We start from the raw sequence: 26,812 nt of genomic DNA, 5'->3' as shown, positions 1-26,812 counted from the left end.
TTGGCGCAGGAGATCGTCGTGCTGCCGCCGGACGCCGAGGCGCAGCTGACCGAGCAGGAGCTCGACGACGAGGAGGCGCGTCGGTTCGCCGCCGATCCTCGGCACTGGTGGCACCGCGCGCCACCGACAGCCGCGCCCGGTGCACCTGCTCGTCCGAGATCCGCGAAGGTTCACCGGTTCGCTGGGCAGGCACCCCACCGCCGCCCGGCCTGGACATCGTTTCGTCCTGGTTCCACAGGAACTGACGTACTTCTAGGGACCCGCTCATGACGCCTCCCCGACTTGAGGTTGGCGCGAGGCTAAGCGAGCCCATCGAACCGCCGCAGCCCCCCGGAGAGTGATTCACAGACGACACAGCGTCACTTTCCGTGTAGGCCACTTGGTGTCAAGCGCCGCGTGATGTGCTTGTCGCGAACGAGGAGGGTGCAACCCATGACCGAACCGGTACCGGGGCAGACGCCGGAACCAGCGGTGGCGGACGACGCGACCACGACGCCGGCGCCGGGCGCCGCGGCCACCGACCAGCAGCCGACCGGGCAGCAGCCGACCGGGCAGCGGGCCGCCGAGCCCGGACCCGCCGAGCCCGAGCCCACCGCACCGGACAGCGCCGAGCCCGGACCCGCCGGACCGGAAGCCGCAGGGTCGGAGCCCGACGCGACCGGGCCGACCGGGGCGGGAACGACCGGGGCGGAGACCACCGGCGCCGGGCCGACGGCGGTGAACCCGCAGGAGCTGTTCGGCAGCCTGTCGCTGTCCGCGATCGAGGCGGACATCGACCGGTTGATGAGCGACAAGATGAGCGAGCTCGACGGGATGCTCGCGGGCCTCGAGGAGTTGGTTCAGCGACTCGAAGGTGAGATCACGAACCTGGAGCCGCCGGACGACGGTCCGGCTACCCCACGGGGGTAAGCGGACGGGCCGGGCCGAGCGCGAAAACGGTCCGGATACAGGGTTCTGGCATCGACTACCTGAAGATTTCGGGTCAACCCACTCCCCAGGCCCACGTGCGCGTGCAACAATCCGAAGCGCTGACACACCCCCGGTCAGCGCCTGTGGAGATCCCCTCCGGCCCCCGCGTTCCTCCCCCTGGCGCGGGGGCCTCTCCATGCACACATCTGTGACCCAGGCCACAGTTGACGCGACTCCGCAATCCAACCGTTATCGTGTCGCCGTGCCTCTTGGATCCCTTGGACGGTCGAAGTCGGGCCGTCACCGCCCGCCCGCGCGTGAACTGGACGAAGCCCTGCCGGACGACGAGCTGGAGTCGTACCTCGCCGCCCTCGCCCCGGAGACGACGGACGCCGAGACGACGGCCGGAACGAGCTTCGGCAACGCGCAGGTCTACCAGCTCCGCCTCCAGCTGATGGCGAACGAGCAGCTGAAGGAGCTGGCCGCCGAGCGGCAGACGTCCCCCCAGGCGCTGGCCACCGAGTGGGTCATGCAGCGGCTGGAGTGGGAAGCCCGCCAGCGCGGCTACTAGAACCCGGTCACCAGCAGGAGAAAGCGCCCCGGCCCCCGAAGCCGGGCCCGAACGCGAACAGGCCCCCGACCATCCCGGTCGGGGGCCTGCGCCGTTACCGCGAAGACGAAGGCCGAACGATCAGCCGCGGTGGAGCCAGCTGCGATCGGCCGTGATCAGACCTTGCGCACGTTCTGGGCCTGCGGACCCTTGGTGCCCTGGCCGATCTCGAACTCGACCCGCTGGTTCTCCTCCAGGGTGCGGAAACCCTGGCCCTGGATTTCCGAGTAGTGCACGAAGACGTCCGGCCCGCCGTTCTCCTGCGCGATGAAGCCGAAGCCCTTTTCGGAGTTGAACCACTTGACAGTGCCCAGTGCCATGTACCTGCCTCCATCGCAGGAAAGCTTGGGGCTGCACCGTGCAGCCCCGGCCGTCCCGGGGCGTTTCCCCCACTGCTTCGAGTGGGGACGGCACGCCCGCGTGTCGTTCCGCGAGCGTGAGACACGAACACAGAAACCACGGCCTGCGTGGCTGAGCGTATCGGTTGGCCCCGTCCAGCACTACCACCCCGAAGTCATTGGTCCACCGGACAGCTACTTCTCGGTCACCTTGGGTGGTTCCGGGAGCTTCACGCCCGCCTGACCGATGTTCCGCTCCAGCGCGGTGCGCCATTCGCCGGAACCGACCATCTTCTCGATGGCCGCACTGACGTCCGCGCGACCCCTGGTGTCGTTCTTGGCAAGGCCGATGCCGTAGCGCTCTGTGGTGAACGGGGTGCCGACCACCTTGAGCAGTTCCGGGTTCTCCGCGACGAACCCGGCGAGGATCACCTCGTCGGTCGTCACCGCGTCGACGTTGCCGGCGAGCAGGGCGGTGACGCAGTCGGAGTACTGGCCGTACTCCACCAGGCGCACGTCCTGGGCGAACTGCTCCTTGACCTTCTGCGCGGACGTGGAGCCGGTGACCGAGCAGAGCTTCTTGCCGTTGAGCGTCTCCGGGCCGGTGATCTCACCGTCGGTGAAGCGGACCAGGACGCCCTGGCCGGTCTCGAAGTACGGGCCGGCGAAGGAGACCTGCTCCTTGCGCTTGTCCGTGATCGAGTAGGTGGCGACGACGAAGTCGACCTCGCCGGAGGTGATCAGCTTCTCCCGGTCGGCGGACCGCGCCTCGCGCCAGGTGATGCCGGACTCGTCGACGCCGAGCTGGGCGGCCACGTACTTGGCCACGTCCACGTCGAAGCCGACGACCTTGCCGTCCAGCCTGCGCTGTCCCAGGCCCGGTTGGTCGTACCGGATGCCGACGGTCAGCTCGCCGTCGTCGGCCCTGCCTGCCAGGGTGTCGTCACTCGCGCCGCCGCACGCGGCGACGAGCGACAGGGCTGTCACCAGCGCGGTCGCGGACAGCATCCTTCGGAACAGCATGAGCTGCGAACCTCTCCGGGGCTTGGGGACGCGGCGTGGATCGACACGCCGGACGTTGTTCATGCTAAGCAAGCCGGGGGTGGCCGCCGGTGCGATAAAGGTCGCAGTGGCCCGGGTCGCTGCGCCGTTCGGTGCAATCGGCGGTGTGAGCTAGAGCGGCAGCAGCGCCCGTCGGGGTGCCGCACCGCGGCCCAGGCGGCGGATGGCCTTGTTGACGTGGCCTTCCGGCACGCTCCAGCGGATCGGGGCGGGCACGAGCAGCGCGGCGGCCCGGACGGCGCGCAGCAGGGCGGTGGCGGTCGGTTCGGGGTACGGGCGGTGGCCGTGCAGGGCGATGGCCCACGGCGGCAGCACGGAGTACGCCAGGTGGCCGAGCAGCGGTTCGTAGGCGTCCAAGCCGAGGCGCAGCACGCCGTCGAGGGGCGGGCGGTGCAGGAACCGGTACACCACCTCGGAGTCCGCGGTGCGCTTCAGCCGGGGCAGCACGGCGGCGAAGTAGTCGGCCACCTCGGCGGTGCTGCCGGGCACCTCGTCCTCGTGCAGGCCGACGAGGGCGGCGGTGCGGCGCTGTTCGGCGTAGTAGCGGTCGGCCTGGGCGTCGGTGAGCCGGTAACCGGCGCGGCGCAGCACGGTGAGGAAGGAGTGCACCTCGGCGCAGTGGACCCACAGCAGCAGCTCGGGGTCGTCGATGCGGAAGTGGCGGCCGGCGGCGTCCTTGGCCCGGAGGGTGCGGTGCACGCCGCGCACCCGTGCGGCGGCCCGTTCGACCTCTTCGGTGGAGCCGTAGCTGACCGTGCCGACGAAGTCCGCGGTCCGGCGGAGGCGCCCCAGGGGGTCCTGCCGGAAGTTCGAGTTCTGCACCACGGCCGCGACCGCGCGCGGGTGGAGCGACTGGAGGTAGAGGCTCGCGATGCCGGCGACCCACATGGCGGGGTCGGCGTGCAGCTGCCAGGTCACCGTCCCCGGTCCGAGCAACCCGACGTCCACCACTCGATCGTGTCATGACGTGTCGTTTCCGTCACCCCTGCCGACCTGCCGCAACTGCTGGGGCGTAACACCTTTAGCCGCGTGAACGATTTCACGTGACACTTCGGCGAGCCGGACGGGTGCGGGGATGAGCAGTGGCAGGAGTGTCGCCTTCGCGGGAACGGCGCTGTTACTCGCGACCGGTGTGCTCGCGACGTTGGCGATCACGGTGGACGAGCCGCGACCGGTGGACGTGCGCCGGGTCGAGGTGAGCCCCGCGGAGCCGGGCGTGCTCAGCGTCACCTACACGACCACGCTGGCAGCCGCGCGGCCCCCGTCGGTCGTGGTCGTCGTTCCGCCGCCCGAGCCGCGGCCGGAGCCGCCGACCACCACCACGACCGTCGTGACGACGACGTCCGAGCCGCCGCCGGCTCCGGTGACGACGTCGAGCGTCCCGGCCGGCCCGACGTCGACCCGGCCGCTGTGGAAGTGCGACCCCTCGTACCTGACCGAGGACCTGTGCGTGCCGTGGCGCTTCCCGCGCGACGTCCGGCGGTTGTGCGACTGGCTGCGCGAGCAGGGCGTGGGCCGCATCGAGGTGGTCGGCTGGGACCGCCACCACCTCGACCTCGACCACGACGGCGTCGCCTGCGAACGGGCCGACTGACCGTTCGTCGGCGTGCTGAGCGTTGAACTCACGTGTCCTGGACGTAGGACTCTCGCGCTGTGGACGTAGGACTCTCGCGACACGAACGTAGGACTCTCGTGTTCTGAGCGTTCAACTCGCGCGTTCCGGGGGTAGGACACGCGAGGGGGTAGGGGTCAGCGGTCGGCCAGGCGGTCCAGGGCGGTGCCCACGCGGTCGGTCAGGAGGGACAGGGCGCCCACCGTGCGGGTCGTGGGGTCGTCGTCCGCGCCGCCGAGGGTCCGGGCGCGGACGTAGGCGGCTTTCACCTCCTCCCAGCGGGTCGCCTGGGCCGGGGTGAGGGTGCCGCGCAGTTCGGCCAGCTTGAGCAGGTTCGCCTCCGCGCCCGAGGTCAGCGTCTGCGCCTCGCCCACGTAGTGGTCGTCGATCACGGCGTCGAGCTCGGCGTCGTTCATCACCGGCACGACCTTCTCCGCCAGCTTGTTCATGTTCCGGTACGACCCCTGGAGCTGGAACGGCGGTTCGACGCGGGAGGCGTCGGACTGGGCGGCCGAGGCGATGTAGGCCTGGTTGTTCGCCAGCACGACCTCCTGCACGCGCAGCAGCTTGCGCAGCACGGACAGCACCTGCTCCAGCTCGACCGACGTGTACGGGTGCGCCAACCGGTCCGCCCGCACGTCCTGGCCGCGCGCCATCCGCACCAGCAGCTCCACGTCGCCGCGGTCACGGGTGGACAGCGGCGCGAGCACCGGGTTGGAGGTCAGCGCGTTCTCGACGTAGCTGAGCGCGAACAGGTCCTCGCGCCCGGACAGCACGTCGCCCAGGTTCCACACGTCGGCGCGGTTGGCGAGCATGTCGGGGATGCGGAACCGCTGCCCCGACTCGGTGTACGGGTTGCCGGCCATGCACACCGCGAACCGCTTGCCGCGCAGGTCGTAGGTGCGCGTGCCGCCGTCCCACACGCCTTCCATCCGCCGCTGCGCGTCGCACAGCGAGATGAACTTCTGCAGCAGCTCCGGTGACGTGTGCTGGATGTCGTCCAGGTACAGCAGCACGTTGTTGCCGGCCTCCAGCGCGAACGAGATCTTCTCGACCTCCTGCCGCGCGGTGGCGTTCGGCGCTTCCGCCGGGTCGACCGATGTCACGTCGTGGCCCAGCGACGGGCCGTTGACCTTGACGAACACCAGGCCGAGCCGGTTGGCGACGTACTCCATGAGCGTGGTCTTGCCGTAGCCGGGCGGTGAGATGAGCAGCAGCAGGCCCATCTGGTCGGTGCGCTTGCCGTCGCCGGTGGCGCCGAGCTGCTTGGCCAGGTTGTCCCCGATCAGCGGCAGGTACACCTCGTCGAGCAGCCGGTTGCGGACGAACGCGCTCATCACCTGCGGCCGGTACTCGTCCAGCCGCAGCCGGGCCCGTTCGGCGGCCACGACCTCGTTGCGCCGACGCTGGTAGGCGCGGTAGGCGGGCACGCGCTGCTCGCGGAACAGGCGGGTGCGGGTCAGCAGCTCGTCCAGCCGGACGTCCAGCTTCCGGTCGGTGATCCGCGGGTGCGCGCCGAGCAGACCGTCCACAGTGGCCTGGAGCTGCGCGGACGACTCGTGCCGAGGCAGGTCGCGGCACAGCTCCACCGCCACCGCCTCCGGCAGGTCGGGCAGGTACCGGTCCTTGTCGGGCAGACCGCCCAGGAACGCCTCGTACCAGCCCTCCACCAACCGCCGCCGGACGTCGAGGTCGGTGAACGCCCGCAGGTCCTCGTCGAACTCCTTGCGCCCGCCCAGCGCCCGGTGGAACGCGTCGACCAGAGCGCGCGCCCCGGCGCTCGTGGCGAACCCGAACGGCGCGCTGCACAGCTCCTCGAACAGGTACTCGCCCGCCAACGGGTCGCCGGCCGCCGCGGACAGCTCCGCGCACAGCTCGTCGATCGCGGACGTGTGCCCGAACGCCTCCCGCGCGCGTCCCAGCGACGCCGCCCGCCGCTCGAACGTCGCCCGCGCGTCCTCGTCGGCCGAAGCCCACATCAGCTGCGCCGCGGCCCGTGCGGCGGGCGGGTACCGCAGCACGCCCGCGCCCGCGTGCAGCCGCAGCACGACGTCGAGGATCCGGGTCGCGTCGTGGTCGTGCACGCCCCGCTCGTAGCCCTCGTCCAGCCGCGACTCGGCCACCCCGCGCACCACCTCGGCCAACCGGTCCTCGGTCACGGCGGCGTGCAGCTCGTCGACCGGGTGCGTGGCCAGGACCGACGTGGCCAGGTGCTCGGCCCGGTAGACCTCGGCGGTCTCCGACACCAGCAGCTGGTCCCAGAACGGCCGGGTGTCCGCGAACTCCGGGTCGCGCACGGGCGCGCGGAAGTCGGTGCCGGTGATGGCGAACGACAGCGCGCCGTCCTTCGGCACCAGGGTCAGGTCGATCGGCTGGGTGTTGACCGCGAACCGGTGCCTGCCCAGCCGGATCGTCTCGCCGTCGAACAGGTCCAGCCGGTCGCGCAGCGAGCGGCCCGCCTCCTGCCGCGCGGCCAGCACCCGGCCGGTCAGCTCCTCGGCGCGCACCTCGTCGCCCAACGACCGCAGCTCGTCGGCCACCGAGCGGATCTTCACCACCATCGGGTCGGACGCGAAGTAGGTGTTCACCTCGTCCAACGACGCCAGCGACGCCACCCGCCTGGCCACGCTGCCCAGGATGCGGTCGGCGGAGGACGCGAGCCGGTCGGCGCGGCGGGCCCGGTCGTCCAGCAGCGCCTGCTTGCGCGACGAGAAAGCCTCGTAGACGTCGGTCCGCTTGTCACCGAGCCGGGTGAGGAAGTCGTCGAACTCACCGAACCGCGACTCGAGGTTCTCGAGCTGGAGCAGCAGCCTGCCCAGCTGCTCGTCGCAGCGCTGCGGGGTGTCCGCGACCGCCAGCGCGCCGGTGATCGCCTGCCCGAGCAGCGCGAACTCGGCGGCGAACGCGGCCCGGCCCTCGGTGGCCAGCAGCGCGCGCCTGCGCCCGTCCACCGTGGCCCGCGCCCGGTTCAGCCCGCCCAGCACCTCACCGATGCGTTCCAGGATCGACGTGCGCACGGTGGCGTCCGCGATGTCGAGCGACCCGACGACCTCGGTCAGCACCTCCAGGCCGTGCTGCTGCTCGCCCAGCTCCTCGACCACCGGCGCGGCCTCCGCGACCGTGCGGATCGCGTCGGCCTTCCCGACCAGCGCCTCGACCTGCTCGTGGTAGCCGGTGAACGCGTCGTCGCGGCGCAGGTGCTCGACCGCGCGCCGCGCCGTGCCGTCCAGCTCCTCGTCGAGCACGGCGACCAGCTCGTCGATGCGGGCCACGTCGGCGTACCGCAGCTCCTTCAACGTCACCAGGTGCCCCTGGGACCGGCGCAGCTCGGCCAGCTGCCGCACCCACGCGTCGGCCGTCGTCGGCACCTCGCCGCGCACCCGGCGCACCACCGACGTGATCCGCTCGTCCGCCTCGGCCACCGCGGTCGCCGCCTGGTCGGTCAGCGCCTGCACGGTCTCGAACTCGTCCAGCACCTGCTCGGCGGTCGCGCGCACCTGCGTCAACGGGGTGCGCAGGTCGCCCAGGTCCGGCTCGCCCAGCCAGTGGTAGGCGTCGAACACCCTGGTGCAGGACGCGATGAGGTCCTCGAACACCGGAGCGGACGGCGCCATCTCGCCCACCATCCGGCTCACCGACAGGCAGTCGGAGATGCCGCGCACCAGGTCGGCGTTCCCGACCCGCTCCAACGGCCCGGTGCCCACGGGCTGCGCGGCGGCGTAGGCGTCGGACAGGTACGGCGTCTGCCACACCTGCATCGGGTGCACGCGGGTCGGCTCGTCGCTCGACGCCCGGAACACGACGAGCGTGCCGTCGTCGAACAGCGAGTACCCGTGGCAGGACAACGGGTTCGCCACTTCCTTGCGGATCACGTTGTAGGGCAGCAGCAGCGACCGGCCGTCACGGCGGGCGTGGAACACGTACAGCGCGTCCTCGCCGTTGGTGGAGCGGATGACCCGCTCGAACTCCAGCTCGTCCACCGGGGTGTCGAACGTCTTGCTGACGCCCGTGGCCAGGTAGTAGCCGCCGGGGAAGATCAGGCCCTGGTCCTCGGGCAGCCGCTGGCACGCCTGGCCGATGCCGTCCAGCCGCACCACCGACCGGGTGCGGGTGTTGAACACCAGGTGCCGCCACGCGGTCTCGTTGTACGGGCGGATGCGCAGCAGGATCAGCGAGCCGACCCGCGCGTACTGCACCTCGCCGTCGGCCAGCGACTGCAGCGGCTCGTCCACCGGTTCGGTGTAGATGCCCTCGCCGGTCTCGGTGTTGTTCTCCACCTTGATGGTCAGGTCCCCGCCGACCGTCTCGACGAACACCTCGTCCTCGACGGAGATGTGCGGGTGGCGGCCGAGCACGTGGTGCTCGCGGCCGGTGGTGGTCCACTCGAAGTCGTGCGACGGCGGGAACACGTGGTCGCGCTCGCCCCGGTTGTCCAGGTACTCGACCGCGCCGTCCACGCCGACCCGCCAGCGCAGCACCCGGACGTCCCCTATCCGCGCGCCGGTCTGGAACACCGCCAGCAACCGGCCCTCGACCCGGCGCAGCTGGATCAGCCTGGTGTCCCGGTAGTACCGGTACAGCTCCGCGAAGTCCCGCTCGAACCGCGGGTCGCGCAGCAGGCCGGGCAGCTCGTCGTCGTCGGCGTCCTCGAACCGGAACGCGTCACCGTCGCGGGTGAAGCGGTGCAGCGAGAACACGTCGTCGACCGTCGTCTCCGGCTTGAGGCCGATGAAGACGTTGTAGCCGAACAGCATCAGGCCGGCGACCTGCACCACGTCCCGTGGGACGCAGTTGTGCTCGGTGCGGATGCGCTCGGTGCCCAGCAGCGCCAGCTCGGCGCTGCCGAACACCTCCAGGCGGCGCGCGTTGAGCGCTTCGGCCCGTCGGGCGAGCCCGGACGCCTGCTCGGCCAGCCGGGCCCGCAGCACCTCGTAGGTGCCCGCCTCCAGGCCGATCCCCTCGGGCGTGGCGGTGGCGGTGGTCGTCACGACAGCGAGGCGACCGGCCGCTCGGCCACGCCCAGCCGCTGCGCGGCGGCCAGCAGCTCGCGCAGCTTGCCCTCGTCCGGCCCACCCGAGTTGATCAGCTTGAGCAGCAGCGCCGACACGGTCAGGTTCTTCACGTCACCGGTGCTCAGCGAGCCGAGCAGCCTGCCGATGTCGTCGGTGAAGCTCGCCGACCCGTCCAGCCACGGCCCGGCGAGGGTCCGCGCCACGTCGGAGTTCTCCACGAACCCGTCCACCTGCTTGCCGAGGGTGATCGCGCCGACGATCCGGTCGAAGAACATGCTGTCGCCGCCGATGATGTCGATGTCGGCCTTCTCCAGGCCCGCCGCCAGCACCATCGCCTGCGCCTCGGCCACCTGCCGCTGCACGTCGATCCCGGCGAGCCGGACCTCCTTGTCGGCCTCCAGCCGCAGTCGGTACTCCTCGTGCTCGCGGGTCGCGCCGTCCAGCGCGGCCATCGCGCCCGCCTTGTCGGCCAGGCCCTCCGCCTCGCCCTTCAGCTTCTCGCGGATCGCGAGCGCGGCCACCAGGGCCTTCTCCCGCTCCACGACGGCCTCGGCGCGGCCCACCTTCTCGATCGCCTCGGCGTCGCGTTCCCGCACCTGCACTTCGGCCAGGCCGGACGCCGCCACCTCGGCCTGCTTGCCCTCGGCCAGCCGGATCATGGCGCGGGTGTCCAGCTCCGCGGCCTGCTGCCTGGCCTCCGCGAGCAGCAGCTCCTCGCGGGCCTTGAACTTCGCGGCCTGCTCGGCGGCCTCGGCCGCCTTGATGTCCTTGACCAGGCCCTCCTGCGCCTGCGCCTCGGCCCTGATCACCACGGTCTGCCGCTGCCGCTCGGCCTCCTCGACCGCGCGCAGCCGCTTGATGATCTCCTCCTGCTCGGCCACGGTCTTCTCCACCGCGATCCGCTCCCGGACCACCTCCGCGATGGACCGCTTCTCGGCCTCCAGCTCCTTGTCCGCGGCGATCCGGGACAGCTCGGTCTCCCGCTCCCGGCCGATGACCTCCAGCAGCCGGTCCTTCTCGATGCGCTCGGTCTCGATCGCGATCACGCGTTCGCGGTTCTTCTCCGCCACCGCGATCTCGCGCGCCTTGTTCTCGGTCTGGATGCCCAGCTGCTCGTCCGTGCGGATGTGCGCGGTGTTCGACTTGAGGCGTTCCTCGGCCTGCACCTTGGCGATCTCCGCCTCCTCGCGGGCCCGCATCGTCTCGACCTCGCGCTTCTGCTTGATCTCCGCGTCGGCCTGGCGGCGCTCCAGCTCCAGGATCGCCTCGCGCGCCTCGACGTTCTGGCGGGTGATCTCCTTCTCCTCGTGCCGCGTGAACTCGTTGGTGCGCACGTGCTCGATCGCGGTCAGCTCGGTGATCTTGCGGATGCCCTGGGCGTCGAGGATGTTCGACGGGTTCAGCTGCGCCATCGGCGTCTGCTCCAGGTAGTCGATCGCCGCGTCCTCCAGGCTGTAGCCGTTGAGGTCGGTGCCGATGACCTGGATGATCCGGTCGCGGAACTCGTCGCGCTTGGTGTAGAGGTCGATGAAGTCGAGCTGCTTGCCGACGGTCTTCAACGCCTCGGAGAACTTGGCGTTGAACAGCTCCTGGAGCGTGGCCTCGTCGCTCGCGCGGGCGGTGCCGATGGCCTGGGCGACCTTGATGACGTCCTCGACGGTCTTGTTGACCCGCACGAAGAACGTGATGCGGATGTCGGCCCGGATGTTGTCCTGGCAGATCAGGCCCTCCTGACCGGCGCGGCGGATCTCGATGGTCTTCACCGAGATGTCCATGACCTCCGCGCGGTGCAGCACCGGCAGCACCACCGCACCGGTGAACGTGACGTCCACCTTGCGCACCTTGGAGATGATCAGCGCCTTGCCCTGGTCGATCTTGCGGAACAGGCGGCTGACCAGGATCAGCAGCGCGATCACGACGACCAGGACGACGGCGACGAGAATGCCGAACCCGGTGGTGATGACATCCATCAGTGGTCCCCCAGTGTGAGAGTCGGGCCGGGTCCGAGTTCGAGGGGCGCGACCCAGAAGAACTCGCCGTCCACGTCGTAGTCGAAGATCAGCGCGGTGGTGCCCGCGGTCAGCGGGTCGTGGCCGGGTTGCCGCACCTGCACCACCGCCGACGAGCCGTCCGCGGCGGTGACCTCGGCCTGGCCGAACGCCTGCGTGACCCGCCCGGTGCGGATGACGCACGTGCGGCCCACGAAGTCCAGGCGTGACGCGGGAGCGTCCGCCGGGAACAGCCGCTTCAACGGCGCCATCGCCAGCCGTGCCGGCACGGACCCCACCACGAGCGACCCGCCGAGCACGGCCAGGCCCCCGACCGCCGACGCCGGCTCGAACAGCACGACCCCCGACAGGCACGCGAACCACCAGAAGGTGATCAGGAGGGAGATCCCGATCGTGGCCGGCACACCGCCGATGTCCAGCTCGACCCAGTCCGCGTCCGCCGCGCCGAACGCGACCAGCAGCCAGTAGGCGACGACCACCACCAGCAGGACGCTCAGCACCGCGACCGGGAAACCCAGCGCCGCCGCGAAGAACTGCCCCATGCACCCCCCTTTCCCGGACCCTAACCCGTTCTCCGCGGGCAGCCGGGCGGAATGACGCAACGCGGTCGGACCACCCCGATCCGTACAGGAAGGGGCTCAGTACAGGAGGAGACCGGACACGCGGGACCGGCCGCCGACCACAACGCCGTCCGCCACCGGCCGCGCCCGCAGGGCCATGCCCGCGAACCCCTGGTCGGTCACGAACCAACCCCACGTCGTCAGCCACGGCCGGTCGTCGCCGGGGACGACGTCCGGCGTGGGCCGCACGCGTTCCTGCACGACGTACGGCCCGTCCGCCACCTCGTCCAGGACGGCGACCCACTCCCGGTCGGTCAGCAGCCACCCCTGGTGCACGTCCCCACCGGCGGAGGCCTTGACGACCAACCCCTCCCGGTCCTCGCGGAGCCGGTCGCGCGGCACGTCCCGCACGGCGCGGGTCCACGGCAGCAACCGGTCCACCAGCGCCCGCGCGTCCTCGGGCAGCTCGTCGCGGCGGTCGGCCACCAGGGCCAGGGTCGCCCCGCCGCCGTACCAGCAGCTCGACAAGGACGTGTACAGCTCGGTCTTGTGGCCCCTGACCAGGGTGTCCACGACGCCGGCGGCCTGCTCGGCGGAGAAGTACCGGACGACCACGTCCAGCCGGCTGCCGTCGAGGTACAGGTACCCGTCGCGGTCGGTCAGCTCGTGCGGCCCGCCGACCAGGACGTCCACGCCGTCGCGCGCGCAGGCTTCCCTGATGCCGTCGAGGCGCTCCACCCCGACGAACGCGATGGTGCGGTCGCGGCCGATGACGTCGAGCAGCTTGCCGACCGGGTCGTAGCAGGCCAGTTCGTGCTCGGCGACGAACGGCTGCATCTCGGGGTGCTCGTGGACGGCACGCGACAGCCCGCCGAGGTGCACGCCGGCCAGCCGGGAGCCCGCGTCGAGCCCCAGCAGCCGCACGTCGCCGCCGACCCGGTGGAAGTCCGCGCGGCCGTGCATCGGCGGCCGGTCGGCGCCCATCAGCGCGGTCCGCTCGGGCGGGAGGCCCAAGGCGTCGGCGTACCGGGCGAAGCTGCCGCCGAACAGCCTGACGGGCAGGGAGAACAGCAGCTCGAAGAGGTCCATCACGTCGGCCGCGACCCGGTGCGCGGTGTACTCCTCCAGGAAGTACGGCCGGTCGACCAACCGGTCGCCATAGGCGGCGGCCAGGTGCGGCGGCAGGTCGAGCCGTCCCATCACCCCGTGCAGGCGCTCGTCGTCCAGGTACGCCTGCGTCACGTGGTCGGTCACGGCGGCTGCTCCTCCGGGTGGCGGGTCGGCCACATGATGGCGGAGTCAGCGCGCGGGCATCCCGCTGTTCAGGACTTGGACTGCGGCAGCTTGACCGACTTGCGGGCGCGCGGCGCGGACGGCGGCGGCACCACCGGCCCGATGTCGCCGTCCGGCGCCTCGTCGAGGTCGACCAGGACCGGCGCGTGGTCGCTCGGCCCGGTGCCCTTGCGGGCGTGCCGGTCGACCCACGCGGCCTCGACCCGGGCCGCCACCGGCGCCGACGCCAGCACCAGGTCGATGCGCATGCCGAGGTCCTGGTGGAACATGCCCGCGCGGTAGTCCCAGTAGCTGAAGACCCGCTCGTCCGGCCACCGGTCGCGGACCACGTCGTGCAGCCCGACCGCCTGCAACGCCGCCAACGCCTCCCGTTCGGGCGCGGTCACGTGCGTGTGGCCGGCGAAGGCCGCCGGGTCGAACACGTCGGCGTCCGCGGGCGCGATGTTGACGTCACCGCAGACCACGGCGTCCTCCGGACCGGCCGCCACCACGTCCCGCAACGCCGCCAGCCAGGCCAGCTTGTACCGGTAGTGGTCCGAGTCGGGCGCCCGCCCGTTCGGCACGTAGACCGAGTGCACCCGCACCCCGCCGCACGTCGCCGCCACCGCCCGCGCCTCGGGGTGCGGGAACCCGGGCGCACCGGCGAGCCCGACGACCACGTCCTCCAGCCCGACCCGGGACAGGATCGCCACCCCGTTCCACCGCGGCTCGCCGTGCACCGCCACCTCGTACCCGCGGCCGGCCAGCTCTTCCCCGAGGAGCGCCGTGAAGGCGTCGTCCGCGAGCTTCGTCTCCTGCAGGCAGACCACATCGGGCTGCCGCTGGTCGAGCCACGGCAACAACCGGGGCACCCGCTGCTTGACCGAGTTCACGTTCCACGTAGCCACCCGCACCACCCCACGGTAAGCCGGCCACGCCCGCGGGACGTGACGGCGAACCCCTGACCTGCACCCCCGGCCCACCGCCGCCCCCGGACGTGACACCACCCACACCGACGCCCGCACCACCCTGCTCACCCGGGGCCCCCACCTCGGTAAGCTGTCGACCAAGGGCTGCTAGCTCAATTGGCAGAGCAGGAGACTTTTAATCTTCGGGTTCAGGGTTCGAGTCCCTGGCGGCCCACCAGACTCGCTGGTCACGACGATCTGTCGGGGGCCGAGCAACCTCGAAGCCCCCACTTACCCCTCACTTATGGTCGTCGGGCCTGATCACAGCCCCGAGCGCGTCCGCCGCCGCCCGACCGGGTGACCTGCGCCCCATGTACACGTCCTGCGTCATCGACGGCCGGGAGTGGCCGAGCAGATCGGCGATCTGCCTCGCCGTCAGACCCGCCTCGTCCAGCAGCGTCGCGACGGTCCTCCGAAAGGTTCGGAAAGTCACCCATTCGTAGCCCGCTCGGGCGATGAACGGCTTCCACGCGCGATTGCGCACGTTCGTAGCTTCACGAATCGTTCCGGTCGAACTGGGGAAGATCGGACCGTCGAGGTCCAACGCCTTCGAGCGCCTTTCCACCAGCATCGCCACGCACCAGTCCGGGAGCGGGATCGGCCGTTCGGAGTTCGCCGTCTTGCCCCGATTCACGACCCGACCGCGCCCACGTGCCCGGATGACGTTCCCGGACATCGCCAACTCCCGTGCCTCTGCGTTGAAGTCCGGCCAGTGCGCGCCCAGCGCCTCACCGGTCCGCTCTCCCGTGCCCAGGAACAACCGGACCAGGTCCGGCAGGTCGTCCTTGACCGCCTGCTCATCCGCATCGAGCTTCTTGAGCAGGTCGACCACTTCGGCCGCCGCCAACGCCCGCGACTTCTGCGGCCGGTGCTTCGCCCGCTTGCTCTCCAATCGGGTGATCTCCCGCGCGGGATTCGCCTCAAGAGCCCCGTGCTGGACCGCGTAGGCACAGACACCGCTCAGAACAGCCCTCACGGTCTTCGCCGAACTGGCGCTGGAATTGTCCCGGACCTTCTTGCACAGGGCGTCCAGGATCGGCGTGGACAACTCGTTCATCCGCAGGTCGCCCACGGCGGGGAGGACGAGCCCTTCCAACCGGTTGCGGTAGGTGTCGACCGTGCCCCAGGAACGGAACTCCCGTTCAGCGTCGCGCACCAGCTCGGCCAACCATCGAGCCGCAACGTCTCGGAACTTGGTACTCGCTGTGACAGTCGCTCCCGCAACGGGTGTCACCCAGTCGCGGATAGCCGCCTTGAGGTTGTTCTCCGCGTCCGCTCGGCTGGTCCCCATGCGCTCGACGTCGTAGACCTTGCCGTTGAAGTCGCGATACCGGCAACGAGCCCGGTACCGCTTCGGGCCGAGGGTCTCGGTCCTGATCTTCCCGTAGGTGCCCACCGGCATCGGCCGTCTACCCATCAGGCCGCCTCGGTGGGAAGCGACTCGAACCACGCCTTGACGTCGGCGGCGTTGAAGCGCAGGTGCTTGCCGACCCGGCGGCCGGGAGGGCCGTACTTCCTGGTCCGCCACTGGTAGATGGTGTTGACCGGGATGCGGAGGTAGGCCGCTACCTGCTCGATGTCCCAGATTTCGTTCACGCTGCGTCCTCCTCTGTGTACTGGCGTTGGCGTTGTGCGCGGAGGCGTTCGGCGATGCCGGAGGCCAGTTCGCGCTCGGCGTCGTTGGCGTAGCCGGAGCCGGCGTAGGCCCAGTCGTTGACGACGATCACCTCGTCGGCCGCCAGGCCGAGGCGTTCGAGGACTTCGGCCGCCCGGAAGGCGCGGCGGTCCTCGCGGATGCGCTTGAAGGTGGTCGAGTAGTGCTTGGACTTGGTCAGGAAGTGCCCGCGGAAGGCGAGCATGTGTGCCCACTTGCGAAGGTTGAGTTCGGTGTAGAAGTGCAGGTCACCGAGGTCCCACGCGGTTTGGATCATGCGCCGGTGGTGGTCGGAGACACGCAGGTGGTCGATGTCGAGCTGCGACCGGATCGGCCGGTCAGGCGTGTCACGTGCGCCAGTGCCCTTGGTCGCGTACTTGGCGACGTAGGCCGCGAGCTTGCTGTCGCTGACCGCCCCGGCGTCATCCTCGACATCGGCTTGAATCGGGCGCACGTCGACCTGCGCACCCCAGACCAGGTCAATCACCGTGCCATCCGGCCGGAAGGACTCGACCAGGACGGAGCGGGCAGCGACCCGAACCGCGTGGTCGACCAGGTCGACAGTCGCCCAGGCGGGTGCCGGGTCGTGTGAGCCGTCGGGGCCGTCGATCCTGATGACGGCGTGGAAGTGGACCAGGCCGCGTCGCTGGTATTCGGCGACCTTGGCGTACGACAGCCGCGCGTGGTCCTTGAAGTCCCGCACCGTCAACCCGGCCGCACGAGCCAGCGCCCGCCGTAGGGCGATGGTGAACCGGTGCCACAGCTTGCCCGCGTGCGCCTGCCAGAGCACCGCGCCGACGTAGTCATAGGTATCGGGGTCGACCGCACCGCCGATGCGAGGGTCGTCGAGGTGGTGGAACTGGCCGCACCCCGTGCACGGCCGCGCCTTACCGCTCGAAGTGGTGGGCCGGTTGTGGACCGCGCCGAACGATGGGGCGGTCAGGGTGGTGAACACGCGCGGCTTCTCGGCTACGGACTCGGGGACGCCCTTGCTGCCTCCGGACAGGCCGGCGCGCATGAGGTGAAAGGCGTCGGCCGCGTACCGGTCCGAGCAGGAGGGGCAGACCGAGGCGCGACGGTTGCCGCAGGGCACCATGACGTCGCCGCCGAGGTGGGCGAGGACTTTCGTGCTGTCGAGGTTGTGGAGCTGCCAGGCTCCGAACAGCCGGATCGGTGCCAGGCACCCGCCGGTGGCGGTGACTTTGTCGCGCCAGTCGCGGTAGTCGGCCCGTTGGACGCGGTCGGCAATGCGATCTTCGAGCGAGAGGATCAAAGCTCTCCTTTCAGGCAGCGTTGAGTTGTTCGGCGAGCTGGACCGCGAAGGCGTCCGGAACGTTCACCGCGGCCTGCACGTCGGCAGGGGTGATGGCGCGGCCCTGTTCACGGACTTCGGCGGCCTTGGTGCCGAGGACGGCTTGCAGGTGAGCCGGCAGCTTGAGCGCTGTACGCGGCGCGCTGATGGCCGTAGCGGCGGTGGTCGGCATCGGTGCCGTAGTGGCCATCACGCGGTCACGGGCGGCGTTGCAGCGGTGCTGGATGACCGGCATGACTTCGGCTATGAGGAACACGACCAGCGGCACGACGACGTGGAGGAAGACCACGCCGTACTCGACCTGACCGGACGGTGGGCGCAGCGAGGACCACACGTTGGTGATCAGGGTTGCGCCGAGCAGGAGCCGTTTGAGCCAGACGACCGGCGCGGCGTCGACGGCCAGGCCCCGGGACAGCATTTCCGCTTCCCAGCGCAGCAGCGTGACGAGGATGCCCGCCAACGCCGGCTCGACCAGCCACGCGCCCCACCACAGCGCGGCGACCGGCGTCAGGTGGCCGGCCAGGAATTCGTGCACTCCGGTGGTGGTGAAGCCCAAGCCCAGGGCGAGGAAGCACCACATGGAGCGGGTGATCGAGACGCGGAAGCGCTCCAGGCGGACGGCGTGCAACAGCGGGTCCGACGTCAGGTCGTGCAGCTGGTGAGACTCGGCGAGCCGGGCGCGCAGCTTGCGCACCGTGCGCGATTCGCCCTGGTCATCGATCCTGCGCTTGCGGAACACGGTTCACCTCCGCAGGGTTCCGCCGCTGGTCCGAGGCGATGGTGAACAGGTCGTGGAACTGCATCGGAGCGAGCGCCAGCAGTGCCCCAGCGATGAACGCGGGTCCGGGTTGCATCTCTCCGGCCAGCACGCGGGCCACCGTGGAGCGGTTGACGTCCATCGCTTTGGCCAGGGCGTACGTCGACCGGAAGCCGGCGAGCCGAGCGGCCTTGGTGAACACGTCACGTCGGAGCTTGATCGTGTGCGGCATGGTCGCCCGTTCACGCAGCCGTTGCCCCGGCCACGCGGCGACGGGCTGCCACCGCGCGGCCGAGGTGGACCAGGCGGGCGACCTCCTCGAAGGTCACCGACTCGGCCACCGAAGGCACCAGGCGAAACGTCCCGGCAAGCACTACCGAGTCGCCAGGACCAGGGGTGCCGTCGAAGTCCGAGACGGCCGCCAAGGTGGTCAGGCCGAACATCAACCCGGCTGCGTTGCGGGCTGTGGCCGTCACGATCAGGGTGTGATCGGCGTGCAGGGACCAGGTGAGCGTCACACCGTCCAGGCGGGTCACCCACAGCAGCAGCGCGGCGAGCCGATCGGGCGCGGTGCCGGAGTCGAACTCGACCTGGACCGAACCCGTCACGGTCGAGATGAACACCCGATCCGGCCGAGGCAAGCCAGTGGACCGCATGAGCGACCGCAGCGTGCGGATGATCCGGTCCAGCGAACGAGAACTGTTCGAAGGCATGGCAAAGCTCCAAGAGTCAGGGAAGGAATGAGGTCAGGCGACGACGCGCAGACTCGACCCGGAGTCGGCCGGACCGGCCTTGACGAACGCGACCAACTCATCGATGTCGTGGTCGCTGGTGTAGGCCGCACGCACCCGCCGTGGAGTGCGGGAACGCGGGTCGACCCGATAGCCGATACCGGCACTGGACTCGTCGGCCGGGATCTCGTCGGCAATCGCGCCACGCTCGCGCGCACCCTCGCCCAGCACCATGTCCGGGTGCCGCTCGGAGGTCACCCGCAGGCACACCCGATGCGGCAGCAGGTCACGGATCGGCAGCACGTCCTTGGACGGCTCCTGCACGTACACATCGAGCACGTCATTGGTCGCGCGGCCCATCGAAGAAATCACCGCGCAGGCGTTGGTGATCTCGTGCGCGTACTCGGAGTTGTAGGACATCAGGAAGCCGACCTCATCGAGGATCAGCCAGTCCACCGGATGATCGGGCGACACCGGAACCGAACGCTTCCCCTTGCGCTGCAACCGCTTCTGCTTGCGCTGCATGTTGTCGACAAATCGCTCGATCAACTCGGCGCAGTCCTCCGGGTTGTCGGCATACCGGCCGTCGAGGATCGGCTTGAGCGCCACGAACTCGAACAGCTTCGGGTCACACACCCACGGCCGCACCAACCCGTCACGGATCATCGGCGCAACGGCGCGCAGCTTCGCCATCACCACCGAGTTCTTGCCCGCACCGGTCGCACCCGCCGTCAGGTGATGCGTACCGATCAACGGCTCACGCCACTCCCCGCCCAGCTCCGTCTCCCCCAGGCGCAGCGACCGCAGGTCCACCGCCTCGGAGGACTCCGGCATCACTGGAGCCGGAATCACCCGGTCGAACGGCTCATCCCGCTGGACGATCAGCACGACCTCACCGGGGCGACCCTGCTCCACCGCGACCCGCTCGGCCTTCAGCGTCGCCGCCAACTCCGGCAACACCGCCGCGAACGCCCGCAACGCCTGACCGGGCACCAACCGCACCCGCACCACGTCGATCGACGGAGACCAGGACCGCACCCGCAGCACACGCGGCACCAGCACTTCCCCGGTCCGGTAGTGCACCGTGGTCAACCCGCACGAGCCCATCAGGTTCACCCAACGCCGACCCGTGTAGGCACCAGCCCACCTACGCTGCCAAGCCCGCAACACCGGCGCAGCCCACGCATCGAACGTGTCCGGATGCGCCCGGTACCAAGCCACCGTCCCCACCATCAGGCCACCGACAACACCACCGGTCACCTCAGGCCCCAACTCACCCGCCGAGACCCCGAGCGCACCAGGACCCATCACCGCGCCGGGATGGCGAACAAACCACCGCACCGTGCGGAACTCCCATCCAGCCGAACGCCGGGACGCGCCCGTAGTCGTTCGCGACATGCTTCGTCCCCTCAGATCAGGCACGGCAACGGCCGACCACCGGTGAGCAGTGATCGGCCGTTGCCGTGACGTGAATGCGCTACTTGCGCGGACTGCCTCGCCGACGCCGACGAGCGGACGGCGGTTCGAGCTGCGAACGCGAGTAGGACAACGCGGTCCGCAGAACCGCGACCGACCGCACGAACGTGTTGTGCTGGTTCTTGAACCCCTCCCGCCTATACGGGATGTCCAGCATGGCCAGGCGCAGTTGCCGCATGGACTTGTCCACGCATTCCAACGCCGTGGTCAATTCCTGTGACATTCAGACCTTCCACTCCCGAGTCTTCAGCTCCGTCTCGTAGCGGGCCGCTTGGTCCTTCAAGTTCGTCAGGCTCTGCCGAACCGTGGCGAGCAACTTCTTCAAGTCGTCAGGCGGAGTAACCCGCCACGAACCCGGAGGAGAAGGGTTCGCCCGCATCTTCGCGATCAGCTTGTCCAACGGACCGAACTGCTCGGTCACGAAATCGATCGCGTTGACGAGGTTCGCGTACCTCTCCTCAGCCCGCTTGTTCCGTCCTGCCATCCACACCTCCCTCCTCGTGCTCAGCCGGTCCCGTCAGCTCCCGCCACGCTTCCGCCACCTCGAACCCCAACTCCGTCGGGAGCAGCAGGTTCACGGGCGCGCGCACGGCTCCGGTCCGCAAGACCACCGGCTCCGGAACCGGGAAGATCAACGCGAGGTTGCCCAGCCGGTGAACCGCTGCCGTTTCCCACGCCGCCGACCTCCGCATCCCGTGCACCCCAACGGCGCGGAACACACGGCGGGAGCGCACGGTCAGCACATAGCCGTCACCTTGCGAACAGATCCGGCGAAGCACGGTCATCGCATCCCTTAACTCTGCCCCTTCCGGAGGATCGACTTTGACCTTGACCGGGTAATCGTTGACTTCGAGCACAACCCACCTCCGATACCGGGGACCACGGCAATCCCGGAACCGACAGAAGCGACTCCGGGACCACCGAAAACCCCGGCGCTTATCGAACAAGCGCCGGATTCAGGCATGGCTCTACCCACTGTGGAATTGACAAAGATCAGGCAGCCCCAGACGGGAGCTTGGAAATGTTCAGGATGGGCGCGGGAATCAGGCCGCGCTGCGCACCGGTCGCGCCACCGGCTTCAGGCCAGCCGCCTTGAACCACAGGCCGGCCGAGGCGATCTTGCGCGGGTCGACGCGGTCCGGGATCTCGTAGGTGTTCACCACCGCGTTGACCAACTCCACGTACATGCCCTCCTCGAACCCCTCGCCGGGGTCACCGGGCAGGTTGACGCGGATCTCCTCGCCCTTGCCCGCCTTGCGGCCCTCCACCGGCAACGGCTTGGCGAACAACGTCACCACGTACTGCACCTCACCCGACGTGCGGTCGACCACCGGCGTCACCGTGCCGTCCTCCGCCTCCCGCATCTTCGCCGCCGGAGCCTCCGTGATCATCAACCGGTAACCGCCGAGCACCACCGGCAAGTCCTGAAGCGCCATCTCGGTTCCTCCACTCTCCAGGGCGATCCGTCATCACCCTGTCACTACAACCAACATAGCTAGTAGAGCTGTTAGAGGCACTAGGCCGATCGAGTGACTTCCAACAGTGCTAGCTCTATCGCTACAGTCTGTCCATGCGACCAGACGCAACGGACCGCAGGCCTGCGTACCAGCAGATCGCAGACGACCTGCGCCACTTCATCGCGTCCGACGAGGTCGAGGTCGGCGACAAGCTCCCGTCACTGACGGAACTCCAGACCAAGTACGGCCGCGCTGTGATGACGTTGCAGAAGGCCTTGGACCAGCTCCGCAACGAGGGACTGGTCATCTCCCGGCAGGGCGAGGGCACCATCGTGGTGAAGAAGCCAGAAGCCCATGCGGGGGACGACGTGCCCTCACCGCATGAGCTTCGGCAGATGTTCGACCGCATCAACACGGTCCTGGACGATCTCAGCCGGCGCGTCGCCGCCGTTGAGGCCGAACTGTTCGGCTCCACGCCAGACGATCCTCAACCCGACTCAACCGCTCGTTGAGCTCGTCCAGGCGTGCCAGCAGTTCAGAGGCTTTGGCGTGCAGCTCCCGCCAGTCCTCGGCCGTCCACTCGTCCTCTCCAGACACCGCGCCCCCTTGCCGTTCCCGCCGACCCCGGACTTCTGCCGCTACACCGGGCAGGCCGCCACCTCCGCCTCCGAACCGTCACCGAGGTCCGGCAGGAAGACCAGCCGTGCCCTCAGTTGGTGGCGCTTGCTGCTGAACAGGTGCAGCGCGTTCTCGGGCTTCCCGAGACTCATGCGGGAGCGGTCGTCCACCGCGAAGACCTCCGCACGGTCCTCGAACGCGAAACCCCACGCGGCGACCCACGCGTCCAGACGTTCACCGAACTCCTGCACCACCGCGAACACCCGTGGCGGAGCTGTGGTGACCATCGTGTCCAGCAGCTCCGCGAACTCCGTCTCGCCGCACAACGGCTCCAAGTCGTCGACCTCGTTCACCGCTCGACCGCCCCGTCATCACGCCTCGAAGCCGTCAGCGCGTCCACCTCGCCGGGCGTGGTGCCCACCAGGGCGCTCAAGTGATCGAAGTCGAGCGGAGCAAGCCGGGTCAGCGCTTCACAGCGTTCGGCAAACCGGGTTGCCGACTCGGCCAGCTCGCGCGCGAAGCTGATCGCGAGCTGCGCCCCACCTTCACGCGCGGCGATCTGCACCGTCAGCCGCGCGTCACCCGACGAGATCACCAAGGACGGATGTCCCTGCGCCCGCTCGACCAACGCCGACTCCGCGTCCTCCTCCGGTTGGAGGAGCAAGTACATCCCCATCGGCTCAACCTCCGTGTACGCCTGGGACTTGCTCAACCAGATTCGCGCGGCCGGAGAACTGATCCCATACCAATGGCCAATCGGATATCGGCACCACCACTAACCGCAGGTCAGCGCGGTAATCGTCGGGTTACACTCCGAAGTAGGACCAGCCAGACCAGGGGGTGAACGGCCACGTGACCACGTCCAAGCGACGCTGCCGAACGTGTGACACCTGGCTGGCCCAGGACAACCGGGGCGACCGCTGCGCCCGATGCACTGCGGCCTCCACACTCCGTGCCCCGACCCTGCCGCCCGAGTTCTGGGCCAAGCCCACACTTCGCGAGGCGTTCGAGTCACGCAACATCGGCCAGGTCTTCCGCGCCTACCGCCAGGCCCAGAACCCAACCGTCCCCCAAGCCACCCTCGCCTCGTGGCTCGACCTCACCCAGGGCCGAGTCAGCGAAGTCGAACGCTCCCGCCGCCCGGTCACCGACCTCGAACGCCTCGAACGCTGGTGCGACGCCCTCCACGTGCCGCGCCACCTGCGCTGGTTCGACGGCACCGCGCGGGAAGTCCACGACGTCCGCACCCTCTACGCCAGTCGCACCATCGACCCGAGCCCGGCCTATTCGCCCCACCAGTCATGGGCACCGGTCGACCAGGCACCCCAGCCCGTTCAAGAGCTGGACATCGTGCAGGTGGGCATCCCCCGCCTACGCCGAGCGCTCGACATCCTCGACCTACCCGACGACGGCCCCACCCGCACTCTCCCCGAACTGCGCGCCGACGTCGCCCGCATGAACGAGCACCGCCTCGAAGCCCGCTACGGCGAACTCGTCCGCCACCTACCCGCCCTGATCGGCGAACTGGCCCGAGCCCGCCAACTCCTCGACCCAGCGGACCGCCCTCAGGTCGCAACCCTGCTGACTCTGGCTCTGCGCGCCGCCGATGGCGTGGCCTACAAGTACCGCTACTTCGACCTGTCGGCCCGCCTCATCGACCTCATGCGCGCAACAGCGAACGAGTCCGAGAACGCGCTCCTCCCCGCCGCAGTGGCCTACGTGCGCACCGAAACGTTCTTCGCCAGTGGCGACCTCCACACCGCCGCCCGTGCCCTGGACCACGCCGCAGACCAACTCCCCACCCGCGACCTGAACCAGGCCGCCACCGCCGCAGCGTTCGGTGCACTCCACATGCGAGCCGCGGTCGTCGCGGCCCGAGCAGGCAAGGCGGATATCGCCGCCGACCACCTCCTCACCGCCCGCTACGCCGCCCACGCCGCACCCGAAGGCATCTACCACGGCACCGCCTTCGGCCCGGCGTCTCTGCGCATCCACGAACTGGCCGTTGCCGCCGAGCTACGCGACGCAGCAGGAATCCAACGAGCGTCCACCTGGCACCCGCCCGCCGAGCTACCCGCCGAACGCCGCTCGCACTACTACATCGACCTGGCCCGAGCCCAACTCGACCTCGGCCGCCACGAAGACGCCTACCTCTGCCTCCAGGCCGCCCGCCAAGCCGCACCTGAACACGTCCGCGCCCACCCGCAGGTCCGCCAAGCCCTATCGGTGCTGCTGCGCACGCATCCGTCACTCAGCTCCGGCCTACTCGACCTGGCCGCGTGGGCCGGCGCTCGCTGAACAACCGCACCTCAGTCCTTCGCCAGCAACTCCGGCAGGTCGTGCAATGAGTCAATGACCCAGTCGGCATCCCGGCGCACCAACGGGTCATCTGCCCACAGGTACCCCCACGGCCCACGCCGGATCAACGCCGTACGCAACCCGGCCGCCTTCGCCGCCACAACATCGTTGTCCCGGTGATCACCGACGTAGAGCACATCCCAAGCCACCGCCGCAGGCGTCATCCCCACCACCCGCTCGAAGAACTCCGGCGCAGGCTTCGCCACACCCCACTCACCAGACGTCGCCAACCCATCCACCGGCAACTTCAACCCACGCAGCAACTCAGCCGCCCGAGCAGTCTGGTTCCCCGCCACCCCAACCCAGACCCCCAGCTCCCTCAATCGCCCCAACCCAGCCCTCACATCCGGGTAGAGATCACCCTCCTCAATACGCTCCCCAACCCCAGCCTCCTCCCGCAACCGCCGCTCACGGGCCACATCAAACCCAGACCGGAAGTACTGGAACGTCTCAGCGTTGTCCCGCCCCGCCGCAGTCACCGCCCCCAGCACCGTCGAGAACGTGTGCCGAGACACCCCAACCCAGTCCGCCCAAGCACCCCATTCCCGCGAGTCGTCCAACAACGTTTCACCCACGTCAAACACCACAGCAACCACCATGCGCTCGCTCCTCTACATCAACTAACCGCGCCGTACCTGTCTCGACAGAATCATACTGGTTTTACCAGGTCCGTCATATCCCACTCGGCAACCTTGCACATTTGCCGACCGACATAATCAGTCGAATACATGAACCTGCCAGCCATGTCGATCAACGGTGAAGTTACCGTCGTTACAGCGCAGGACGTATTCGGCCAAACGCAGAGTGCTACAGCATGAGGGAATATTCACTCTTCCGGGTGAAAGCACCGCCAACACCGTGCCACAGGCTTACACTTCAGTTGCACTATTCACGCCAGAACGGGGGCGGGGATGGCTCAACCAAACATTACGCAAACAGCAGATCCGCTCTTGAAGCTCAGTTACGAGGCGGCGGACAGAGTGCTGCACTACCAGCAGGCGATCTTGCAAAATCTCCGGAATCGAGCCACGGGCGTACTCGCGGCATCTGTCGTAGTATTGGCATTGCCATACACTCTGGGCCTTGCCGCGACTTCCACAGCAGGCACCGGTAGCGTGCGGCCACCTCTACCACTGTGGACAAGCTGGACTCTGCTCGGGATTACGGTGGTCATAAGTGCATTTATGATGGCCGCCCTATGGCCACTCGACAACTGGGCGTTTACCGCTGACGCGGGCAAGATACTTGAAATGCGCGACTGCGGTCGAAGTGAGAGTGATGTACTAAAATCTCAAACGGAAGGCATGATTGTCGGAGGAAAGAAAAATTTCGCCCTACTAGCGAGAAAACATACGTGGTACAGAGTCGCCCTCGCTCTACTGCTGGCTGAGGCGGCAGTTCTTACCCTTGGCATTCTACTCACCTGACCGAGGTGCATATGTGCACAGTGGACACCATACCTGCGTCAAGGCTCACACGGGCAGGCGCGGTCTGGGTGTGGCAGGGTCGCAAAGGACTCGGAAAAGGGTCTAAGCGGTCTGGCCCAGAGAAGCTAACCGTGAACGGCCATAAATATCACCATAAAACGAAATCGCGTCGAGGGCGGAAGAAGTAACCGGCGTAAGGGCTAGTTGCTTGATCCCTCCAATCTGAAGGCTGCCTCGGGAGCACCAGGTCAGAGCGCCCGTGTTCATAGTTTCTTTTCTTGTTCAAGGCGGCCCCTGCGGGGGCCGCTGGCCGTTCGTGTCCTTCGAGCCGTTGTGGGACAGCCTCCGGCGATGTACTCGGTCGCGCCAACGTGGGCCTGGCGGCCCACGGGCGCGACACGCGAGGCACCGGAGGCTGCCCCACAACGGCGGGAGGCCACGGCCAGCGGACCCCGCAGGAAACCGCGTGGATCCAGACGACAACTATTCCGCCGAGTCGCCGCCAGGGTTGTGGTCCATCTCCTGGATCAAAGCGAGCGCACGTAGCGACTGCTCAAGCTCGGACTCGTGCACTGCGGGTCGTGCCTGGGCCAGTTCGCGGTAGGCCTGTACGGCTTCGGTGATGGTAGTGAGTGCGTCTTCCCGCTGCCCCAGGCCGGCCAGGTGGATG

The 26,812-nt window shown here is 69.1% G+C and carries 28 protein-coding genes and 1 tRNA gene; 6 read left to right on the top strand and 23 right to left on the bottom strand.

The genetic code is table 11. The features are described 5' to 3' along the window. Nucleotides 1-432: 432 nt before the first annotated feature. Together AB0G02_RS08770 and AB0G02_RS08765 are read left to right on the top strand one after the other, a co-directional pair. Nucleotides 433-909 carry a hypothetical protein gene (locus AB0G02_RS08770; protein ID WP_360791473.1) on the top strand — a complete coding sequence of 159 codons (477 nt, stop codon included), beginning with the start codon at nucleotides 433-435 and terminating at the stop codon, nucleotides 907-909. 262 nt (nucleotides 910-1,171) lie between these two features. After that, a complete protein-coding gene (locus AB0G02_RS08765; protein WP_360791470.1) occupies nucleotides 1,172-1,480 on the top strand; it encodes a hypothetical protein in 309 nt (102 codons plus the stop codon). Nucleotides 1,481-1,635: 155 nt separating this feature from the next. Here AB0G02_RS08765 and AB0G02_RS08760 read toward each other — a convergent pair whose 3' ends face one another. The 3 genes from AB0G02_RS08760 to AB0G02_RS08750 all read right to left on the bottom strand — a co-directional run bounded on the left by AB0G02_RS08760 (nucleotide 1,636) and on the right by AB0G02_RS08750 (nucleotide 3,867). Next, complete coding sequence (locus AB0G02_RS08760; RefSeq protein WP_015105489.1) at nucleotides 1,636-1,839, bottom strand: cold-shock protein; 204 nt, start codon at nucleotides 1,837-1,839, stop codon at nucleotides 1,636-1,638. A gap of 213 nt (nucleotides 1,840-2,052) precedes the next feature. Beyond that, on the bottom strand, nucleotides 2,053-2,880 hold the full coding sequence (locus AB0G02_RS08755; RefSeq protein ID WP_360791468.1) for a glutamate ABC transporter substrate-binding protein: 828 nt from the start codon (nucleotides 2,878-2,880) through the stop codon (nucleotides 2,053-2,055). Nucleotides 2,881-3,030: 150 nt separating this feature from the next. Further along, nucleotides 3,031-3,867, bottom strand: a complete 837-nt coding sequence (locus AB0G02_RS08750; RefSeq protein WP_360791465.1) for an oxygenase MpaB family protein — start codon at nucleotides 3,865-3,867, stop codon at nucleotides 3,031-3,033. Nucleotides 3,868-3,994: 127 nt separating this feature from the next. Here AB0G02_RS08750 and AB0G02_RS08745 point away from each other — a divergent pair, with 127 nt between their 5' ends. Then, a complete protein-coding gene (locus tag AB0G02_RS08745; RefSeq protein WP_360791462.1) occupies nucleotides 3,995-4,513 on the top strand; it encodes an excalibur calcium-binding domain-containing protein in 519 nt (172 codons plus the stop codon). Nucleotides 4,514-4,668: 155 nt separating this feature from the next. Here the strand turns inward: AB0G02_RS08745 and AB0G02_RS08740 are convergent, their stop codons facing one another. From AB0G02_RS08740 to AB0G02_RS08720, 5 genes are all read right to left on the bottom strand, one after another. Then, nucleotides 4,669-9,519 (bottom strand): DNA repair ATPase, encoded by a 4,851-nt coding sequence (locus AB0G02_RS08740; RefSeq protein WP_360791459.1) that lies wholly within the window; start codon nucleotides 9,517-9,519, stop codon nucleotides 4,669-4,671. Then, nucleotides 9,516-11,513: an SPFH domain-containing protein gene (locus AB0G02_RS08735; protein ID WP_360791457.1), complete on the bottom strand. Its 1,998-nt coding sequence runs from the start codon at nucleotides 11,511-11,513 to the stop codon at nucleotides 9,516-9,518. The genes AB0G02_RS08740 and AB0G02_RS08735 overlap by 4 nt, the downstream gene beginning before the upstream one ends. Beyond that, entirely contained in the window at nucleotides 11,513-12,094 is a 582-nt protein-coding gene (locus AB0G02_RS08730) for a hypothetical protein (RefSeq protein WP_360791454.1), read from the bottom strand. Before AB0G02_RS08730 ends, AB0G02_RS08735 begins: the two co-directional genes overlap by 1 nt. 96 nt (nucleotides 12,095-12,190) lie before the next feature. After that, entirely contained in the window at nucleotides 12,191-13,366 is a 1,176-nt protein-coding gene (locus tag AB0G02_RS08725) for a hypothetical protein (RefSeq protein ID WP_360791451.1), read from the bottom strand. 68 nt (nucleotides 13,367-13,434) lie between these two features. Continuing rightward, nucleotides 13,435-14,298: an exodeoxyribonuclease III gene (locus AB0G02_RS08720; protein ID WP_360791449.1), complete on the bottom strand. Its 864-nt coding sequence runs from the start codon at nucleotides 14,296-14,298 to the stop codon at nucleotides 13,435-13,437. A 156-nt stretch (nucleotides 14,299-14,454) separates the two neighbouring features. On the opposite strand from AB0G02_RS08720, the gene AB0G02_RS08715 reads away from it, so the two are divergent. Further along, nucleotides 14,455-14,530, top strand: a tRNA-Lys gene (locus AB0G02_RS08715). Nucleotides 14,531-14,590: 60 nt separating this feature from the next. Here the strand turns inward: AB0G02_RS08715 and AB0G02_RS08710 are convergent. From AB0G02_RS08710 to AB0G02_RS08660, 11 genes are all read right to left on the bottom strand, one after another. Then, on the bottom strand, nucleotides 14,591-15,754 hold the full coding sequence (locus AB0G02_RS08710; protein WP_360791446.1) for a site-specific integrase: 1,164 nt from the start codon (nucleotides 15,752-15,754) through the stop codon (nucleotides 14,591-14,593). A gap of 14 nt (nucleotides 15,755-15,768) precedes the next feature. Continuing rightward, the gene (locus AB0G02_RS08705) at nucleotides 15,769-15,948 is read right to left on the bottom strand and encodes a helix-turn-helix domain-containing protein (protein WP_360791443.1); all 180 of its coding nucleotides are present in this window, start codon (nucleotides 15,946-15,948) and stop codon (nucleotides 15,769-15,771) included. Beyond that, entirely contained in the window at nucleotides 15,945-17,279 is a 1,335-nt protein-coding gene (locus AB0G02_RS08700; protein ID WP_360791441.1) for a replication initiator, read from the bottom strand. The genes AB0G02_RS08705 and AB0G02_RS08700 overlap by 4 nt, the downstream gene beginning before the upstream one ends. 10 nt (nucleotides 17,280-17,289) lie before the next feature. Next, nucleotides 17,290-18,057, bottom strand: coding sequence for a hypothetical protein (locus AB0G02_RS08695; protein WP_360791439.1), 768 nt, complete (start codon nucleotides 18,055-18,057; stop codon nucleotides 17,290-17,292). Next, entirely contained in the window at nucleotides 18,032-18,277 is a 246-nt protein-coding gene (locus AB0G02_RS08690) for a transcriptional regulator (RefSeq protein ID WP_360791436.1), read from the bottom strand. The genes AB0G02_RS08695 and AB0G02_RS08690 overlap by 26 nt, the downstream gene beginning before the upstream one ends. A gap of 40 nt (nucleotides 18,278-18,317) precedes the next feature. After that, nucleotides 18,318-18,788 carry a hypothetical protein gene (locus AB0G02_RS08685; RefSeq protein ID WP_360791433.1) on the bottom strand — a complete coding sequence of 157 codons (471 nt, stop codon included), beginning with the start codon at nucleotides 18,786-18,788 and terminating at the stop codon, nucleotides 18,318-18,320. A 33-nt stretch (nucleotides 18,789-18,821) separates the two neighbouring features. Beyond that, nucleotides 18,822-20,204 carry an FtsK/SpoIIIE domain-containing protein gene (locus AB0G02_RS08680; RefSeq protein ID WP_360791476.1) on the bottom strand — a complete coding sequence of 461 codons (1,383 nt, stop codon included), beginning with the start codon at nucleotides 20,202-20,204 and terminating at the stop codon, nucleotides 18,822-18,824. Between the two features lie 79 nt (nucleotides 20,205-20,283). After that, complete coding sequence (locus tag AB0G02_RS08675; protein ID WP_360791431.1) at nucleotides 20,284-20,505, bottom strand: hypothetical protein; 222 nt, start codon at nucleotides 20,503-20,505, stop codon at nucleotides 20,284-20,286. Beyond that, nucleotides 20,506-20,766 carry a hypothetical protein gene (locus tag AB0G02_RS08670; protein ID WP_360791428.1) on the bottom strand — a complete coding sequence of 87 codons (261 nt, stop codon included), beginning with the start codon at nucleotides 20,764-20,766 and terminating at the stop codon, nucleotides 20,506-20,508. Then, nucleotides 20,741-21,139 carry a hypothetical protein gene (locus AB0G02_RS08665; protein WP_360791425.1) on the bottom strand — a complete coding sequence of 133 codons (399 nt, stop codon included), beginning with the start codon at nucleotides 21,137-21,139 and terminating at the stop codon, nucleotides 20,741-20,743. Before AB0G02_RS08665 ends, AB0G02_RS08670 begins: the two co-directional genes overlap by 26 nt. 186 nt (nucleotides 21,140-21,325) lie before the next feature. After that, the gene (locus AB0G02_RS08660; RefSeq protein WP_360791422.1) at nucleotides 21,326-21,718 is read right to left on the bottom strand and encodes a hypothetical protein; all 393 of its coding nucleotides are present in this window, start codon (nucleotides 21,716-21,718) and stop codon (nucleotides 21,326-21,328) included. Between the two features lie 134 nt (nucleotides 21,719-21,852). Between AB0G02_RS08660 and AB0G02_RS08655 the strand changes: the two genes are divergently transcribed. Further along, nucleotides 21,853-22,251, top strand: coding sequence for a GntR family transcriptional regulator (locus AB0G02_RS08655; protein ID WP_360791419.1), 399 nt, complete (start codon nucleotides 21,853-21,855; stop codon nucleotides 22,249-22,251). A gap of 126 nt (nucleotides 22,252-22,377) precedes the next feature. Here AB0G02_RS08655 and AB0G02_RS08650 read toward each other — a convergent pair whose 3' ends face one another. After that, the gene (locus AB0G02_RS08650) at nucleotides 22,378-22,710 is read right to left on the bottom strand and encodes a hypothetical protein (RefSeq protein WP_360791417.1); all 333 of its coding nucleotides are present in this window, start codon (nucleotides 22,708-22,710) and stop codon (nucleotides 22,378-22,380) included. Then, the gene (locus AB0G02_RS08645) at nucleotides 22,707-22,985 is read right to left on the bottom strand and encodes a hypothetical protein (RefSeq protein ID WP_360791414.1); all 279 of its coding nucleotides are present in this window, start codon (nucleotides 22,983-22,985) and stop codon (nucleotides 22,707-22,709) included. Before AB0G02_RS08645 ends, AB0G02_RS08650 begins: the two co-directional genes overlap by 4 nt. Nucleotides 22,986-23,209: 224 nt before the next feature. Between AB0G02_RS08645 and AB0G02_RS08640 the strand changes: the two genes are divergently transcribed. Next, nucleotides 23,210-24,655 carry a helix-turn-helix domain-containing protein gene (locus AB0G02_RS08640; RefSeq protein WP_360791412.1) on the top strand — a complete coding sequence of 482 codons (1,446 nt, stop codon included), beginning with the start codon at nucleotides 23,210-23,212 and terminating at the stop codon, nucleotides 24,653-24,655. An 11-nt stretch (nucleotides 24,656-24,666) separates the two neighbouring features. Here the strand turns inward: AB0G02_RS08640 and AB0G02_RS08635 are convergent, their stop codons facing one another. Continuing rightward, nucleotides 24,667-25,314, bottom strand: a complete 648-nt coding sequence (locus AB0G02_RS08635; RefSeq protein WP_360791410.1) for an HAD family hydrolase — start codon at nucleotides 25,312-25,314, stop codon at nucleotides 24,667-24,669. A gap of 1,311 nt (nucleotides 25,315-26,625) precedes the next feature. Continuing rightward, nucleotides 26,626-26,812 (bottom strand): hypothetical protein (locus tag AB0G02_RS08630; RefSeq protein WP_360791408.1); only part of this gene is annotated, 187 nt, incomplete at its 5' end.

Origin of the sequence: Actinosynnema sp. NPDC023658, assembly GCF_040639995.1 — a bacterium.
Classification (GTDB): Bacteria; Actinomycetota; Actinomycetes; order Mycobacteriales; family Pseudonocardiaceae; genus Actinosynnema.
This window is presented reverse-complemented; position numbering and strand designations above follow the sequence as displayed.